The 15404-nt window shown below is 51.0% G+C and carries 16 protein-coding genes; 5 read left to right on the plus strand and 11 right to left on the minus strand.

Going from position 1 to position 15404, the window contains the following annotated elements; translation table 11 throughout:
* Positions 1–15 precede the first annotated feature (15 nt).
* A complete protein-coding gene (locus Q366_RS05710) occupies positions 16–378 on the plus strand; it encodes a YkgJ family cysteine cluster protein (protein ID WP_035237161.1) in 363 nt (120 codons plus the stop codon).
* Between the two features lie 6 nt (positions 379–384).
* The gene (gene yedF, locus Q366_RS05715) at positions 385–1014 is read left to right on the plus strand and encodes a sulfurtransferase-like selenium metabolism protein YedF (RefSeq protein ID WP_035237163.1); all 630 of its coding nucleotides are present in this window, start codon (positions 385–387) and stop codon (positions 1012–1014) included.
* A gap of 73 nt (positions 1015–1087) precedes the next feature.
* On the opposite strand, the gene Q366_RS05720 is transcribed toward yedF, so the two are convergent.
* The 9 genes from Q366_RS05720 to Q366_RS05760 all read right to left on the minus strand — a co-directional run bounded on the left by Q366_RS05720 (position 1088) and on the right by Q366_RS05760 (position 10045).
* A complete protein-coding gene (locus Q366_RS05720) occupies positions 1088–1606 on the minus strand; it encodes a DUF6398 domain-containing protein (RefSeq protein WP_211251867.1) in 519 nt (172 codons plus the stop codon).
* 200 nt (positions 1607–1806) lie between these two features.
* Positions 1807–3210, minus strand: coding sequence for an SPOR domain-containing protein (locus tag Q366_RS05725; RefSeq protein ID WP_035237165.1), 1404 nt, complete (start codon positions 3208–3210; stop codon positions 1807–1809).
* Between the two features lies 1 nt (position 3211).
* Positions 3212–5296: a transglycosylase domain-containing protein gene (locus tag Q366_RS05730; protein ID WP_245619882.1), complete on the minus strand. Its 2085-nt coding sequence runs from the start codon at positions 5294–5296 to the stop codon at positions 3212–3214.
* Positions 5251–6129, minus strand: coding sequence for a hypothetical protein (locus Q366_RS05735; RefSeq protein ID WP_035237168.1), 879 nt, complete (start codon positions 6127–6129; stop codon positions 5251–5253). The genes Q366_RS05730 and Q366_RS05735 overlap by 46 nt, the downstream gene beginning before the upstream one ends.
* A 19-nt stretch (positions 6130–6148) precedes the next feature.
* Positions 6149–6787, minus strand: coding sequence for a zinc-ribbon domain-containing protein (locus Q366_RS05740; RefSeq protein ID WP_035237170.1), 639 nt, complete (start codon positions 6785–6787; stop codon positions 6149–6151).
* Positions 6784–7959 (minus strand): type IV pilus twitching motility protein PilT, encoded by a 1176-nt coding sequence (locus Q366_RS05745; RefSeq protein WP_035237172.1) that lies wholly within the window; start codon positions 7957–7959, stop codon positions 6784–6786. The genes Q366_RS05740 and Q366_RS05745 overlap by 4 nt, the downstream gene beginning before the upstream one ends.
* A gap of 32 nt (positions 7960–7991) precedes the next feature.
* Complete coding sequence (locus tag Q366_RS05750; protein ID WP_035237174.1) at positions 7992–9074, minus strand: type IV pilus twitching motility protein PilT; 1083 nt, start codon at positions 9072–9074, stop codon at positions 7992–7994.
* A 119-nt stretch (positions 9075–9193) separates the two neighbouring features.
* A complete protein-coding gene (locus Q366_RS05755) occupies positions 9194–9694 on the minus strand; it encodes a DivIVA domain-containing protein (protein WP_035237176.1) in 501 nt (166 codons plus the stop codon).
* Between the two features lie 54 nt (positions 9695–9748).
* Positions 9749–10045 carry a YggT family protein gene (locus Q366_RS05760; protein WP_035237178.1) on the minus strand — a complete coding sequence of 99 codons (297 nt, stop codon included), beginning with the start codon at positions 10043–10045 and terminating at the stop codon, positions 9749–9751.
* A gap of 254 nt (positions 10046–10299) precedes the next feature.
* Here Q366_RS05760 and Q366_RS05765 point away from each other — a divergent pair, with 254 nt between their 5' ends.
* From Q366_RS05765 to tatC, 3 genes are all read left to right on the plus strand, one after another.
* The gene (locus tag Q366_RS05765) at positions 10300–11787 is read left to right on the plus strand and encodes a DEAD/DEAH box helicase (RefSeq protein ID WP_035237181.1); all 1488 of its coding nucleotides are present in this window, start codon (positions 10300–10302) and stop codon (positions 11785–11787) included.
* A gap of 91 nt (positions 11788–11878) precedes the next feature.
* Entirely contained in the window at positions 11879–12262 is a 384-nt protein-coding gene (locus Q366_RS05770) for a twin-arginine translocase TatA/TatE family subunit (protein ID WP_035237183.1), read from the plus strand.
* An 18-nt stretch (positions 12263–12280) separates the two neighbouring features.
* Entirely contained in the window at positions 12281–13108 is an 828-nt protein-coding gene (gene tatC, locus Q366_RS05775; protein WP_051957849.1) for a twin-arginine translocase subunit TatC, read from the plus strand.
* 191 nt (positions 13109–13299) lie between these two features.
* Here the strand turns inward: tatC and Q366_RS05780 are convergent, their stop codons facing one another.
* Together Q366_RS05780 and Q366_RS05785 are read right to left on the minus strand one after the other, a co-directional pair.
* Entirely contained in the window at positions 13300–13593 is a 294-nt protein-coding gene (locus tag Q366_RS05780) for a zinc ribbon domain-containing protein (protein ID WP_035237185.1), read from the minus strand.
* Between the two features lie 14 nt (positions 13594–13607).
* On the minus strand, positions 13608–15380 hold the full coding sequence (locus Q366_RS05785) for an Hsp70 family protein (protein ID WP_035237187.1): 1773 nt from the start codon (positions 15378–15380) through the stop codon (positions 13608–13610).
* Positions 15381–15404 lie beyond the last annotated feature (24 nt).

Here is a 15404-nt window from a genome sequence, read left to right on the forward strand (position 1 = left end):
GCACCGGGGGTAACAATGACAAACGACCACATACTGAATCTGACACGGTTTGAATGCTTAGGATGCGGGGCCTGCTGCAGACAAAGCGGATATGTCCGTCTGGGTGCGAAAGAACCGGATATCATTGCGGAGTTTCTGAATATGGATGTCCTGGATTTTATAGAGACCTTCACCTGTCTGACCCGGGACCGCAACGGACTTTCAATTATTGATGCGCCTGACGGGGCCTGTATTTTCCTGGACAGCAATGGCTGCCGCATCAATCCTGTCAAACCTGCCCAATGCCGGGATTTCCCCGTTAAATGGCGGTTTTCAGGTTTTTACCAAATCTGTGGTTGGGCACAAAAAAAACGATTCATCTCTAACAAGGAGGATTAAAATAAAATGGTAAAAGAACTTGACTGCAGGAAAATGGATTGCCCGGCACCCGTGCTCGAAACAAAAAAATGCCTTGAAAGCGAAGTATTATCGCATATCCGGGTGCTGGTGGACAATGATGCCGCCGTTGAAAATGTCAGCCGGTTTTTAACCTATGCCGGTTTTGAAGTCGGTGTGGAATCCGACATGGCCATGTCTGTTGTGGAAGGCACCCGGGACCAGGCCGCTGCCGTAAAGCTGACTTCCGGGCCGACAGGACAGCCGGCATCCGCTCCAGAGTTATCCAAAGAAAATATCCCGGCAAAAATCATGGTAATGGCCGCATCCGACAAATTGGGCGTTGGAGATGATGAACTGGGCGCAAAGCTGATGATCAATTTCATCAAAACGCTTAAGGAGATGGGCAAGGAGCTGTGGCGTCTGGTTTTTGTCAATCATGGCGTCTCCCTTGCAACGCTTGATTCTGAAGTGCTTGATGAACTGCACGCACTTGAAGAATCAGGCGTCACGATTCTTGTCTGCGGGACCTGCCTGACCCACCTGGGCCTGATGGAAAAAAAAGCCATTGGCCAGACCACCAATATGCTGGATATTGTCACAGCCATGCAGCTGGCCGACAAGGTGATCAATCTGTAAGGCCATGGTCAGAATCATAACCCCAGGATGTTTTCCAAAATCCTATGGGGAGTTTCACCCGGTTGCCTTCCGCTTATGCTTTATCATCCGGGATGTAGGGAATCATGCCTTTTTTATAAGCCAACGCTTGGATTTGTCTCGGAGCGTTCCGGGCGTCTACCATAAAACCATTCACCGAAATCAGCCACACCATAGGATTATTATCCATTTCACTCGGAAGACACCAGTTGGGGTCACGTTGAAAAGTTTTCAAAATATCTCTGACTTCCTTTGATTTGTTTCCACCAGTACTTTTACTCACCCCAAAGGCGGCACAAAGGTCCGCCGCACTCATGAAGGGGTCTTGACTCCGGTCAAACAAAAAATTGACAAACCCGATGGCGTAAGTGATGCCGCAAGCCCAACTCTCCACCCGCCCTTTCAACAAGGGAGACGGGCGTTTCCGGCACAGGGCGGCAGTGGCGTACCGAATCGTCTGAGCATACTCATCATTAAGATTCTTTTTTGCAACCTCATCCGTAATCGCCACAATTTTATCATAAACTTCCTGCATTGCCTTCGGAACATTCTCAGATTTTTTTGCTTTTGCCACGATTTCCCCCTTTTAATCCGTGTTTGATTCTATCTTACCCACGGTATACCCCGCTCTGTTAATACCTGTTGACTTATTTTGCACCCCCGTCGGGAATCATGAATAAGCATGGGGATTGATACTTGTCTGCTGGAATGCAAAAAAACATCGGTATTTTCCCCATGGGCATAATCAATGAAACCTTCCCCCCCCAGGCAGGCTTAATTTTTAGTCACAAAAAAGTCGTCAATGATGTGATCAGCCTTGAGCCGGTTGCCGTAAGACTGGGCACTTTTCTGGTCCGTGAACTCAGATACGCGGACCAGATACCAGGTTTTGCCCCCGCCGTCCGTGACCGTCATGGTGGTTTCGATCCCCTTTTGGGCGAGGGTTGCCATATAATTGTCGGCATGGGCCTTTTTATGGTAGGCCGCCACCTGGATGGTAAACGGTTTTGGAATCACGACCTTGATCTGCTGGGCCGGCTGCTCTGCTGTTTTAAACATGTGGGAAAACGTGCCCCAGACAAAAAAGATCAGCCAGGCGCCCAAGCAGGTAATCATGATGACCCGCACCCGGCCCCACCATTTTTCCCGGTCCTGGATCAGATTTAAAACAGTGAGTTTGGCTTTTTCGGTACGGTCTGCGATAAAAGATCCACCCCCGGCCGCTTTTCTGCCGATTCCGGACACCAGGGCCGACATCCGGCCGGATGTTTGCTGTCCGGTATAGATCTCTTCTTCCGACCGCCATCCTGCCGGACCCTCTTCAAATGCCTGGTCACCCAGACTTGCCAACTGGCCGTCGTCCCCTTGATCCTTGGGCGTAAATGTCGCCGGATCAATCCGGTCATCCCCAAGGGTAATCCATCCCGGTTCCGGCATTTCCGGGTCCGGGTCCGGTGCAGGCGTATCCAGGCGTGCAGACATCATATCCCGGATCGTTTCAGCCCGGGCCTTATCCTGTTGTGATGCCTCTTTATCCCCGCCGGTCAGATCCAGAAAGGACTGGTACAGGCGCCTTGCTGAAAAATCCATCCGGCCCTGGTCCAGGAACACCGCCACCAGTATCCGGCAAAGATCAGGATCTGCATACCAGCTATCTGCCAGCACCGTAAGTATGGACTGGGTGAATGTTCCGGACATATCCTGATCCTGGATACGTTCAAGCCAGAACCGGGCAAGGCTTTCGTCTTTGGGATTTTGCGCCAGCCAGGCACTGGCTGCACCCTGGATTTCCCGGCGCTGGCTGCCCGATGCCAGGTAAAACCGCGCCAGGGAAGAGGTAAGCATGGGCTCTGCCCGTTGTGCAGCCAACGGCGATATCCAGGCACTGTCATAGATCCGGACGGCCTGGATAAACTTTTTTTCAGCCCGGCTGGCAATACCGGAACGCTCCCACAACTGCGCTTCCCGGACCAGTCCCCTGATGCGCCAAAGCCCGGCAATATCCATGAATATACCCAGTCCCAGGCCACAGAACACATACATCAGGGGGATAAACACCGAAGCAGGCATATCCGAAAGCCACCCGGATAACCGGGGAAACAAGATAAACCCTGACGGCAGAACCATCAGGGTTGTCAGCCAGAACCGGACACTGATATGTCGGATCATGCGAATCATCTTAATATCCCCGGCAGGGGTCCTGGCCTTTTTTCAACGCCACACGAATGGTACCGGAAGGGTCTGGCACGGGCGGCGGCGCATCTGTGCCATCAACCATATTTTGATTTTGCCGGGAACCTGCCAGGCATCCCGTGGTCTTTTCCACGATTTCATACCGGATATCCGGAGGAATCAAAAAATCACGTTCAGGTTCCCCTTTCATGGCCTGGATCATAAAATCCGTCCAGATGGGCACAGCCCCGCGGCCCCCGGTAATCCCCCTTCTATTTTTGTCGCCAAGTTTTTTCTTTTTATCATACCCGGTCCACACAGACACGCAAAGGGACGGGGTAAATCCGGTGAACCAGGCATCATTATAATTGTCCGTGGTGCCGGTTTTCCCGGCTGCCGGCCGCTTAAATCCCAGGCGCCTGACCCCCTGGCCCGATCCTGCGTCCACAACGCCTTCCATCATGTCCACCACCTGGAAAGCCGTTGCCGCATCCAATACCCGGCGGTCTTTGACAATATGCTCAAAAAGCACCCGGCCCCTTGCATCCTCAACCCGCCAGAACAAAAATGGGTCATGGTAAATACCCAGAGAGGCCAAAGTGGAGAACCCGGCTGCCATGTCCATGACGCTGACGCCAGACGTCCCAAGGGCCACGGAATATACCGGTTCTAGCGGACTTTTTACGCCGCAGATCCTTGCCACATCCACCACGGCAGCAGGCCCCACATCTGCCACCACCTGGGCCGCGATGGTGTTCACCGACTGGATCAGGGCCTGCTTCAGGATCATGGGCCCCCTGAAGGTTTTTTCAAAATTCTGGGGATACCAGTCAGGCGCCCCTTTAATGGGAATGGCCACAGGCCTGTCCTGGAACACGGTGGCCGGGTGCAGCTTTCTATTCCTGAAGGCGGCATAGTATAAAAAGGGTTTAAATCCGCTGCCGGCCTGGCGTTTACTGTTCACGGCCCGGTTGAATTCACTGGTATAATAATCCCTGCCGCCCACCATGGCCTTGACCGCACCGCTGGCCGTATCAATTGCCACCAGGGCGGCCTGGGGTTTTTCCGTCACTCCGTTATCCAATCCCATGAGTTCGTCAAGCCGGGCCATCCCTTCCGCGACAGCGGTACGCGCATCGGCCTGGAGTTTTGAATCCATGGTGGAATACACTTTTATGCCGCCATGATACACCACATCCTCACCGTAAATTTTCACAAGTTCCTGAATCAGGGCATCCAGAAAATAACTGCCGGTACGGGCATCTTTGCGGCCATCGTGCAGTTCCGGGCGGATGGCATCGGTTTTGGCTGCCTCATCTGCCGTGATAAACCCGGCCGCTGCCATGCGGTTTAACACCACCCGCCGCCGGGCAAGGGCCTTATCATAATACCGGAAAGGATTATACTGGGTGGGTGCTTTGGGAAGGCCCGCAAGCAGCGCCGCTTCGGCCAGGGTCAGATCCTGGGCGGATTTATCAAAATACATGCGGGCTGCCTTTTCAATGCCCTGGGCCCCGGCCCCGAAATGGATCTGATTGATATAGGCCTCAAGAATCTGCTCCTTGGTATTGGCCTGTTCAATCTGAAACGCCACCAGCATCTCCTTGAATTTACGCTGCCAGGTCTTTTCAAAACTGAAAAACAGATTCTTGGCCAGCTGCTGGGTAATGGTTGAGGCGCCCTGGATCCGGCCGGGTTTAAACAGGGTAATATACAGGGCTTTAAAGGTACGCAGCTTATTTACACCATGGTGCTCAAAAAACCTGTGATCCTCGGTGGCCACAATGGCATTGAGAAAATCGGCAGAGACCATGTCCAGGGAAACGGATGTTTTTTCGCCAAGGGCGATGAGCACCTGGCCGTCTGCGGCATAGATCAGACTCTGGGGGGTTTCAATGATACGACTTAAAGGCGAGGGCAGTTTGGGCAGGTCCTGGGAAATATGAAAAACCATGAGGCAGCCTGCCGCCAGCATAATACCAAGGGCAAGAAGCCCTGTATAGAACAGCAGGCGCACCAGGGAGAGCAGCCATGAAAACAGCCGCATCAGCCTTCTCCCTTCAGCACCAGGGTCAATTGCCAGACAGCCCATTCCCGGGCTTTGACCTCCACCACCCGGGATTGGCCCAGGTGCCGGAATTCAAATCCCAGGCAGATAAAACCGTCCTGGGCGGAATTACCCACTCCTACCCGGCCCAGGGCGCCTTTTTCGGATAAAAGATCCTGGGTATCCAGTATCAAATCTGATCTCATGTCCCCGGGCAGCCTTGAGACGGCTGTAAAAAAAAGAGAGGCCGGATAGATTCTGCCAAAAAATTCAGGGGCATTGTCCAGGGTTCCCGGAACCACGGCGCCACCGCCGTCGTTCTCCAACGCCTGGACATCCAGGTCCACCTGCTGAACAACCCGGTTCTGGGTATCAATGAAAAAAATTTTCATGCCGCCCATGCGGCCTTCGCAGAAAATCCGGTCAGTGGCACCGCCGTTGAGCAGCCACACCAGACGCACCGGATCCACCACATCCCTGCGGCGGTAGGGGGGTAAAGACAGATACAGCTCCCTGAACCGCTCCTTGTCCAGGTTGGCCCACTCCCCGGGCCCCAGCTTGGCCGCCAGGTCTGCAAAGGAATCTGCCGTCCGCACGGTTCGTCCGGCACTTTCCCGGGCAAGGGCCATCTGATCCAGGGATTGCAGCGCACTGACCATCTGCCGTCCCGCGTCCCAGATGGCACCGGTTTCAGGGCGGGCGTCATTGGTAAAGGAAAGATAATTGCCCACCATACGCTCGCACCAGTCAAAACGGAATTCAGATACAACAATAATGCAGGTAACTATAAGAATGGTCAGATTTAAAACCGAACATACCCGTTTGAGCCACTCTGTCAGGGTTCCTGGTCCATACCAGTTTTGCGCGCGCAGATTCATAACAGGACAAAGGGAGATTTCAGGCTTTGCCCACAGCCTTCATTGAATCGTTAAACACAGCATACATCTGTTCATGTTCGGACAGGGCCACGGCCAGAACATGATCCGCCAGGGAGGCATCTTCCTGCTCAAGATCCTGGGATTTTATCACATAGTTTGCGCTCAGATTCAGGGCTGTCATGGCATTCCCGGTCTCAAAACCCGGACCGATCCGGACAAGACAGGTCTTGCGGCGAAGAAACATATCCATATTATTTATCTTGGCAGCCATGGCCTTGTCTGTATCAAAGGCGTCATCCACCACCACCAGGGGGTAAACATAATATTCAAGATTTTTCACTGCCTGGGCCGGCGTTTTCGGGAGATGGGCCGTAAAACCGGCATGTTCCAGTCCAGCCATGATCCGGTTACGGCCAAGGCAGGGGGCCAGGCAGACCAGCGCCTTTTTCGCACCGCCGGCCTTCAGCCCGGACATATCATCCGGGCCCATGCCGGCGATGTTCGGCTCAAAACCGGCATCTCCGGGGTTTTTAGCCGATGCCTTGACCGGAACCAAGGCCCCGCATTTGGGACATTTGAATGAAAAATCCTTGTTTTTTGGTATCTTATCATCGGGCAGATTTGTATCTTTGCCGCATGTCGGGCAAGCAATTTTCATAATAAGTCGTCCTCCTCCCCGTAACTGCGGTCAATTTCAAGGGACTGAATGCCACTGGTGGATTCCCCCCTGGCACTCTTGATCCGGTCAAGCCCCCTGCCCACAATATCTTTGCGTGACGCATAGGCTGTGGCCGTGTTTTCATCTATCGTTCCCTGTTCATACAAACTTATAATGAACTCGTCAAAGGAAATCATGCCCTGGGGTTTACCTGCCACAATAATGTCATTAAACGTCTTGCCTTCGGACTCCCCGTTTAAAATGGTATCCTTGACCCGCAGGTTGGTGGCCATGATTTCAAAGGCAGCCACCCGCCCACCGCCCACCTTGGGCAAAAGCCGCTGGGCCACCACCCACCGGACAGTGTCGGCCAGGCGGATGCGAACTTGCCTTTCCTCTTCCGTGGAAAACATGCCCAGCAGGCGGTTGATGGTCTGTCCGGCATCCACGGTGTGCAGGGTGGAGACCACCAGATGGCCGGTCTCGGCAGCGGACAGGCCGATCTCAACCGTTTCCCGGTCACGCATTTCGCCCACCAGGATCACCTTGGGGGCCTGGCGCAAGGCAGCCCGCAGTCCCGAGGCAAAGGTGTCGAAATCCATACCCAGCTCCCGCTGGTTAAAGGTGGATCGTTTCTGGGTATGCTGGTACTCTATGGGATCTTCCAGGGTAATCACATGCACGGATTTGGTCGCGTTGATTTTGTCTAAAAGCGCGGCAAGTGAGGTGGATTTACCCGAACCTGTGGCCCCGGTAACAAAGATGATGCCGTTCTTCTCATCGGCCATCTTATGAAAACTTGCCGGCAGGTTGAGCTTTTCAATGGTAGGGATGGTGGTCTCAAGTTTTCTTAATACAATGGCGTATTTGCCTGACCTGGAAAAGATGTTCACCCTGAATCTTGCCTTGATGCCCAGCTGGTAGGATAAATCACAGCTGCCTTCCCGCAGCAGGGTTTCAATCTGTTTTCTGTCATTATTAATAAGATTGAGTGCCAGAACCTCGGTCTGAAACGGCGTCAGGATGCTGAACCCTTGCCCCAGATCAACGGCGGTAAGCTGGCCTGAACTTTCCACCTGAAGGGGTTTTCCCGGTGTGATATTCAGGTCCGACACATTATCGTGGGAATCCAGCATGTTGGTAAGAATATAATCAAGCTGCTGTTTTTTCATGCTTTGCTCCTGTTATGTCACAGAACCTGTGATCACGCTTCTGTGAAATCCGCAGGCGGGCGTTTAAGAAACGGACGGAACAATGATTTGTTATTTGACTTTGAATAGGCATCCTCGGGACTGATCTTTCCTTGTTTATACAGGGCCATGATGGCATCGTCCAGAAGCTGCATCCCGAACTGTTTGCCCGTCTGGATCATGGAAGGGATCTGATGGGTTTTTGAATCACGGATAAGCGTTCTGACCGCAGGGGTTGCCACAAGGATTTCCATTGCAGCACACCGGCCCTTTTTATCAACCCGTTTAAACAGCACCTGGGCCACGATGGCCCGAAGACCGTCTGCCAGTGTGGAACGGATCTGGGCCTGCTCGGTGCTGGGGAATACCTCAACAAGCCTGTCCACGGTTTTATGGGCACTTGACGTATGCAGGGTGCCAAAAACCAGATGACCGGTGGAAGCCGCCTCAATGGCCAGGGAAATGGTCTCAAGATCCCGGAGCTCGCCCACCAGGATAATATCCGGATCCTCGCGCAGGGCCCCGCGAAGCGCGGCGGAAAAGGTTTTGGTATGGGTCCCCACTTCCCGGTGGTTCACAATACAGCTCTGGCTTTTGTGAACAAACTCGATGGGGTCTTCCACGGTAATAATATGGTCTTTTCTGTTTCTGTTGGCCTGGTCAATGATGGCAGCAAGGGTGGTTGATTTACCGGAACCGGTGGGTCCTGTCACCAGTACAAGCCCCCGGGGCAGGTCTGCCAGTTTTGAGATCACCGGCGGCAGCCCCAACGCTTCGGCAGTCATAATCTCCGATGGAATTTCACGGAATACGGCGGCTATGCCGTTTTTCTGCATAAAATAATTGGCCCTGTACCGGGCAAGGCCGGGAATTTCATATCCGAAATCAACATCCCCGGTCTCCTCAAATTCCTTAATTTTTTCCTGGGAGGTGATTTCATAAAGCATGCCGCGCAGCTTATCATTGGTCAGCTTATCGTATTTAATTCGCTCAATGTCGCCGTGAAGCCTTAACGCAGGCTGCTGCCCCGCAGTCAGGTGCAGGTCGGACGCCCCATGGTCATGCATAAGCTTAAAAAACGCATCAATTTCAGCCATTTTTGCCCCTTTTTTTGTTGTTTTCCCCCTGAACCGAAGATATTTTGGAAACACCTATCCATAAATCAACACAGCCCTGTACGATAAGGGCGTGTAACCAGAAGCTTATGTCAAAGGAATCAGGCCCGCCGGATAAATTTCAGGGCCGTGTCTGATTCATCGGCTGCTTTGTTTTCTTCTTTGGTCATCTCGAGCAGCTTTGAGTGTGAATCAATCACCGAACTGATCTGCATTTCAAGCTGGATACGCTGGCGTTTAAGTTCCGTAATATCGCTGTGCAGTTGGGAAAGGCGTTTATGTGCCTGATTCAGGATTTTTTCAGCCTCAACCTCTGCATTGGCAATGGTGACCTGGGCTGATTTCTCAGCGTTATCCCTCATCTGATCCAGTACTTTCTGGGACTGAATCATGGCATTTTTCATTGATTCTTCGCGTTTTCTATACCCCTGGTTTTCCAGGTTCAGCCGGTGATTTTCCTGCCTGAAATTTTCCAGGGCAGTTTCCTGGGATTCAAGTTCCCTTGCCACTTCTTCAAGAAAGGCATCCACTTCCTGTACATCAAAACCTCTGAAACGGGTGGAGAACTCTTTTTGTTTGATCACCAGTGGTGTAACGCCCATGAATAAACTCCCTTTAGGTTCGGACCGCAAATTTTATTTCCTCTGCGGTCCTTATCACATTGAACGGGCCAGGCCAACCAGGCTCTTTACAACAAAATTCTGCATAAAAATAATCACTAAAAATACAACAATCGGGGACAGGTCCATACCGCCGAAGGTCACGGGAAGATGTTTGCGGATCTGGTAAAACACCGGTTCCGTTGCCTTGCGAAGAAACCGGACTATTGGGTTGTACGGATCGGGATTCACCCAGGACAGCACCGCCGAAGCAATAACAATCCACATATATATATTTAGCGCATAGTCAAGGACAATGGCAACAGCCATAAAAAAATTGGATAGTATCAGCATTCTATATCACCCTGGTTCAGGTTATTTTTATGAAACGTGTTATCGCGAACCAATTGAAAAGTCAAGTTTTTTTGACTTTTTCCAAACATTGCTGCAGGTAAGGAATTTTATACATAAAAACATGACCCGCACCGTTCCGCAAAACGCGAAATTTTCCTTCCCAAAAAACGGCGTGTCTGTTAGAAACACACTGACCGTTTAGATATTTACCTTAACTTACCCTCAAAATAAAGAAAAGATACGTTTAAATCACTTTGAAACAATTAATCCGATTCATAAAAAAAATTTTTACCGGACCCCCCCAAAAACAAAATCCCAGCACCTGTATTCCAGAAACCCGGACCCCTGAACCGGCTGCACTGCCCCCTGACAGGGAAGCCAGGTCGGTTAAAAAGCCCCGGCCAAAACCCCAAAGACCGCGCTGGACCCTGGAGAAATTTCAGGTTCCCCCCCAGGAGGGCAAAACCCGGTTCCATGACTTTAAGCTTCCCACAGGGCTGATGCATGCCATCTGCGACCTTGATTTTAAATACTGTACAGATATCCAGGCCCGGCTTCTTCCCCACACCCTTGAGGGCCGGGATGCCACGGCCAAGGCCCAGACCGGAACAGGTAAAAGCGCCACCTTTATCATCGCCGTAATTAACCGGTTTGTCCGCACACCGGTCAAGCGGGAGAAAAAGTATCCCAGGGCACTGATCCTTGCCCCCACCAGGGAACTGGTTCACCAGATTGAAAAGGATTTCAAGGGACTTGCCAAATATTCCCATCTTCGCATTGTCTCTGTTTTTGGCGGCACCGATTATCACAAACAGCAGACCCTTCTCACGGACAAACCCGTGGACGTCATTACAGCAACCCCGGGGCGCCTTCTGGACTTTATCTCAAAAAAACTGATTGATCTGTCCCGGGTGGAGATTGTTGTCATTGACGAGGCAGACCGAATGCTGGACATGGGATTTATTCCGGATGTCCGTCGCCTGATTTACATGACCCCCCACAAGGACAAGCGCCAGACCCTGTTTTTTTCCGCCACCCTTACAGACGAGGTTCTCCGCCTGTCCGAGTCCTGGACCCGGGATGCCGTGCGCATTGAAATTGATCCGGAACAGGCGGCTGCGGATACCATCACCCAGATTGTCTATCTGACCACGGAAGAAAATAAGTTTAAAAATGTATGCAATCTTCTGATCAGTGAAAAACTTGAACGGGTTATCATCTTTGTCAACCGCAAGGATACGGCCCGGTATCTGTCGGAAAAACTATCCAGGTACGGCCTGAACGCAGGGGTTCTGTCCGGGGACGTGCCCCAGGACAAACGGTTCAAGGTACTCAACCAGTTTAAAACAGGAAATCTCAATGTTCTGGTGGCAACGGATGTGGCTGCCCGGGGACTTCACATTGAAAACATCAGTCATGTAATCAACTATGACCTGCCCCTGGAACCCGAGCATTACATCCATCGAATCGGCCGCACCGGCAGGGCCGGCGCCACCGGCACCTCAGTCAGTTTTGCCGATGAAATGAGTTCGTTTCAAATCCCGAAAATTGAAGAGGTCCTTGGCCACAAGGTCAGCTGCGAATATCCCACGGCAACTCTGGAGGCGGATCTGCCAGCACCGGCCCCATGTCCTTCAAAACAAAAGTTTAAACAGAATCAAACAAAAGGTGCCAGTAAAGATAAAAAGCCTTACAGGAGACGGCAAAGACCGGCAAAAACAGCGGCAGCCAAAAACCCATGACCCGGTCCCGGTTGACACCCAATCAGGTTCAATGTAAAAACAACATGGTAATTAAATCCAAATAAGCAATCACAAGGAGTAAAACCAGCATATGTTTGGTCTAGGAATGCCGGAAATTTTGCTGATTCTGGCCATTGCCCTCATCGTCATAGGCCCGCAAAAACTGCCGGAAGTGGCCAAAACCCTTGGCAAGGCCATGGGGGAATTCAAACGATCTGCCCAGAATCTGAAAAATTCCATTGATATAGAGACGACCGTTCAAGAGGTCAAGCCAGAGCCTGTTAAAAACAAACTTAAGGACGTTATCAAGGATATAACAGAAGACGGCCCCGAATCCAAACCCCAGCAGATGTCCACTGAATCCGAAAGCCCTGGCGTCCCTGAAACAAAAAAAAATTCGGAATCACCCCAGGACAGTCCGGATGCAGACGCCCAGGCTGCGCCTGAAACCGACACAGCGCCCCCTAAAGCATAAATCCATCAGGTATCTGACATGAGCGATCCGGAAGAAAAAAGTCCGTTTACCGAGCACCTGGGCGAATTGCGTGACCGCCTGATTCATTCCTTTATTGCCGTGGGCTTGGGGTTTGTTGCGGCCTATTTTTTCAAGGAACAACTGTTTGACATTCTGACGGCCCCCCTGGTCACTGCCATGGCAAAAAGCGGCAATGCAAAACTGATCTATACAGGATTGCCCGAAGCCTTTTTCACCTATCTTAAAGTGTCGTTACTGGCAGGCATCACCCTTGCTACCCCGGTCCTGTTTTATGAATTCTGGATGTTTGTCTCTCCCGGGCTGTACCGGGACGAAAAAAAATATATCCTGCCCATCATCATTCTATCGCTTATTTTTTTTATTGCCGGGGCCTCATTCGGGTATTTTATTGTTTTCCCATACGGGTTCCAGTTTTTTCTTGGCTTTACCACGGAAACCATCCAGGCCATGCCCTCCATGAAGGAGTACCTTTCCTTTGCATCCAAAATGCTTCTGGCCTTTGGATTTGTTTTTGAGCTGCCCCTTGTGCTGACCTTTTTGTCCCGCATGGGACTGGTCACCCCTGCTTTTTTAAGGAAAAACAGGAAATATGCCCTGCTTCTGTTCTTTGTGGCAGCAGCGATCATCACCCCGCCGGATGTGGTCACCCAGATCATGATGGCCATGCCGCTGATTCTTTTGTATGAAATCGGTATTCTCGGGACAAGATTTTTCGGCAAAAATTCTAAGTCAGATGGTGAAAATGATGATGAACAGGAAGAAGAAATCCCAGAATTTGATGACGACCCTGGAGCAGAGGACATAGACAAAGATGCTTTTCATTGATCTGAAAGGTCTGAATCCTGTTTCGTTTTCAATTGATCAATCTGTTTAAATCGTTTTGACAGATTGTTATCCATGTTTGTCCCCACCGCTCCGTATTCCACCTGTGTTTGAATTACGGACACCCGCAAGGGGTGTCCCTGGGATGGGTTGGATAATGCCATGAATATGATTTGGCATTTTGTTGATGTTATCTACTTGAAATTATTGATAATACTTATATTCAGGGCTGTTTCATATTTTCCGGCCAGAACCGCGGCACCTGCCAGCAATCTGCCGGATTCAGGCGTATTTATAAGGGCAGCAGACCTTTTCGCATGGTAAAACATCTCCTCAAAAGCCTGTTTTTCAAAGGCCTCCAAGGCCTTTTTCCCATGCATCTGGGCCTGGGTTTCGATGTTTAACAACACAGATAAATCGGTTCTGCACCTGCGGCAAACGCTTTGCCCCGGACTCACCAGAGCCCCGCAAGCCGGACATTTTTCCATGGGGCCTCCCTGCCTTACTCAAGATAAAAAAGAATATCTTCAAGGGCCTGGGCTGATTTTTGAGCCTCATCCAGTTTTTTATCAGCGGCCAGAGTCTTGATCTCTTCAATGAGGTTAATAATTTCCTCACAATCTTCTGCAGAAGCATTTTCAAGGGTAGCCCTGGCCCTGGCAATAAGAGACTCAAACGCGTCGTCCGTTTCAGCCGGGACTTGCTTTTTTTCATCCGAATCATCTATTGCCGTATCCAAATCCAAATCCAAATCCAAATCGTCCAGGGATTCCCACACTTTATCAATCTTGCTTTTTGATGCCGACACAGTGTCCTGGGATATTTCGGAAAAGGCATTCTCGATGACACCGGTGATCTGTTTGCCTGTGTTCTTTTCAATGGCAGTTATTTTGAGTATGCCGTTAAAATCCAGTTCATATTTCAAAATAACCGGGCTACTTTCCGGTTGATGAGGACTTAAATCAAGCCGGTAGGTGCCAATAAGAATATTGTTCACTGCGTCGCGGTCTTCGCCTTGATAGACTTCAATCTGCACCCGCTCCTGCCCGGAAAAAACAGTCCAGAACACCTCGCTTTTAACCGCAGGAAGCTTTGTATTTCTTCGGATCAAAGGGACAAAAAGGGTCTCGGTCATTACACCGTCAAGCTCTCCTATGGCAGAAGTGCCAAAGGTGTAGGGGGTAATATCCAGTAATATGCCGGCGGAATCCAGTCCCATTTCCCGTCCGGCCTGGATGGCGGCCCCCATGGCGACACACAGATCCGGATCAATTTCCTGGTTGGGAAAAATGCCGAAACTGTCTTCCAGCATGGCCGAAAGTCTGGGAATCCTTGTGGAGCCCCCCACCAGAATAATTTTATCAAGGGCTGACGGCAGCATGGCAGCATCTTTCAAGGCTTTGTTCACGCTGTCCATTGTTTTTTGAAGGTGGTGCTCAATCATGGATTGAAAATCCACTCTGGATAATTCATAGGAAAGATGCACATCCATGCCATCCTTTTTGGCGATGTGATCCTCTTCAATGGCGGCATAGGGGGCGCTGGACAGTTCTATTTTTGCTTTTTCCGCAGCATGCCTGAGCCTTGCCCTTGCAATGGTATCCTCTGACAGGTCAATGCTGTATTCCTTTTCAATATGCTCCAGAAGCCTATTCTCAATCTCAAGGTCAAAATCATCTCCGCCCAGATGGTTGTCCCCTGTGGAAGAAAGTACCTCCACCACCCCGTCCTCAATTCTTACAATGGAGACATCAAAGGTGCCGCCCCCAAGGTCATACACCAGGATGGTGCGGGCGTGGGCATCCGCAGATTCATAGGCAAGGGCTGCGGCTGTGGGTTCGTTGAGTATCCGGATCACGGTGAGCCCTGCAATCTCGCCCGCCTCCCGGGTTGCCTGGCGCTGGGCATCCGTAAAATAGGCAGGGGTAGTGATGACCGCTTTTGTAATGGTTTGCCCTGTTATCCGCTGGGCCCTCTCCTTGAGCGCCTTGAGAATAAAAGCGGAAATCTCCTGGGGGGTGTAGCTGTCGTTTCCCAGGGCAACTTTTTCCTGTGAGCCCATGAGACGCTTGATGGAAAGAACCGTTTTGTCAGGGTACAGCGTGGCCTGATTCCGGGCGGCTGTTCCCACACTCATGGTTCCGTCTGCCCCGAGACCCACACAGGAAGGTACAATTCCGTTATCATTCTCCATTAAAACAGTTGATTTGCCATCCATAATAAAGGCAACTTCAGAGTTTGTCGTACCAAGATCTATCCCGATAATCGGTTCCATATAAAAAAGTCCTTTTTCCTTAAA

This window comes from Desulfobacter vibrioformis DSM 8776, from assembly GCF_000745975.1.
Classification (GTDB): domain Bacteria; phylum Desulfobacterota; class Desulfobacteria; order Desulfobacterales; family Desulfobacteraceae; genus Desulfobacter; species Desulfobacter vibrioformis.

Coding starts and splice junctions, on each gene's coding strand:
- Q366_RS05710 (WP_035237161.1), top strand. CDS start 16: ATGACAAACGACCACATACTGAATCTGACACGGTTTGAATGCTTAGGA.
- yedF (WP_035237163.1), top strand. CDS start 385: ATGGTAAAAGAACTTGACTGCAGGAAAATGGATTGCCCGGCACCCGTG.
- Q366_RS05725 (WP_035237165.1), bottom strand. CDS start 3,210: ATGATTCGCATGATCCGACATATCAGTGTCCGGTTCTGGCTGACAACC.
- Q366_RS05730 (WP_245619882.1), bottom strand. CDS start 5,296: ATGGGCTGTCTGGCAATTGACCCTGGTGCTGAAGGGAGAAGGCTGATG.
- Q366_RS05735 (WP_035237168.1), bottom strand. CDS start 6,129: ATGAATCTGCGCGCGCAAAACTGGTATGGACCAGGAACCCTGACAGAG.
- Q366_RS05740 (WP_035237170.1), bottom strand. CDS start 6,787: ATGAAAATTGCTTGCCCGACATGCGGCAAAGATACAAATCTGCCCGAT.
- Q366_RS05745 (WP_035237172.1), bottom strand. CDS start 7,959: ATGAAAAAACAGCAGCTTGATTATATTCTTACCAACATGCTGGATTCC.
- Q366_RS05750 (WP_035237174.1), bottom strand. CDS start 9,074: ATGGCTGAAATTGATGCGTTTTTTAAGCTTATGCATGACCATGGGGCG.
- Q366_RS05755 (WP_035237176.1), bottom strand. CDS start 9,694: ATGGGCGTTACACCACTGGTGATCAAACAAAAAGAGTTCTCCACCCGT.
- Q366_RS05760 (WP_035237178.1), bottom strand. CDS start 10,045: ATGCTGATACTATCCAATTTTTTTATGGCTGTTGCCATTGTCCTTGAC.
- Q366_RS05770 (WP_035237183.1), top strand. CDS start 11,879: ATGTTTGGTCTAGGAATGCCGGAAATTTTGCTGATTCTGGCCATTGCC.
- tatC (WP_051957849.1), top strand. CDS start 12,281: ATGAGCGATCCGGAAGAAAAAAGTCCGTTTACCGAGCACCTGGGCGAA.
- Q366_RS05780 (WP_035237185.1), bottom strand. CDS start 13,593: ATGGAAAAATGTCCGGCTTGCGGGGCTCTGGTGAGTCCGGGGCAAAGC.
- Q366_RS05785 (WP_035237187.1), bottom strand. CDS start 15,380: ATGGAACCGATTATCGGGATAGATCTTGGTACGACAAACTCTGAAGTT.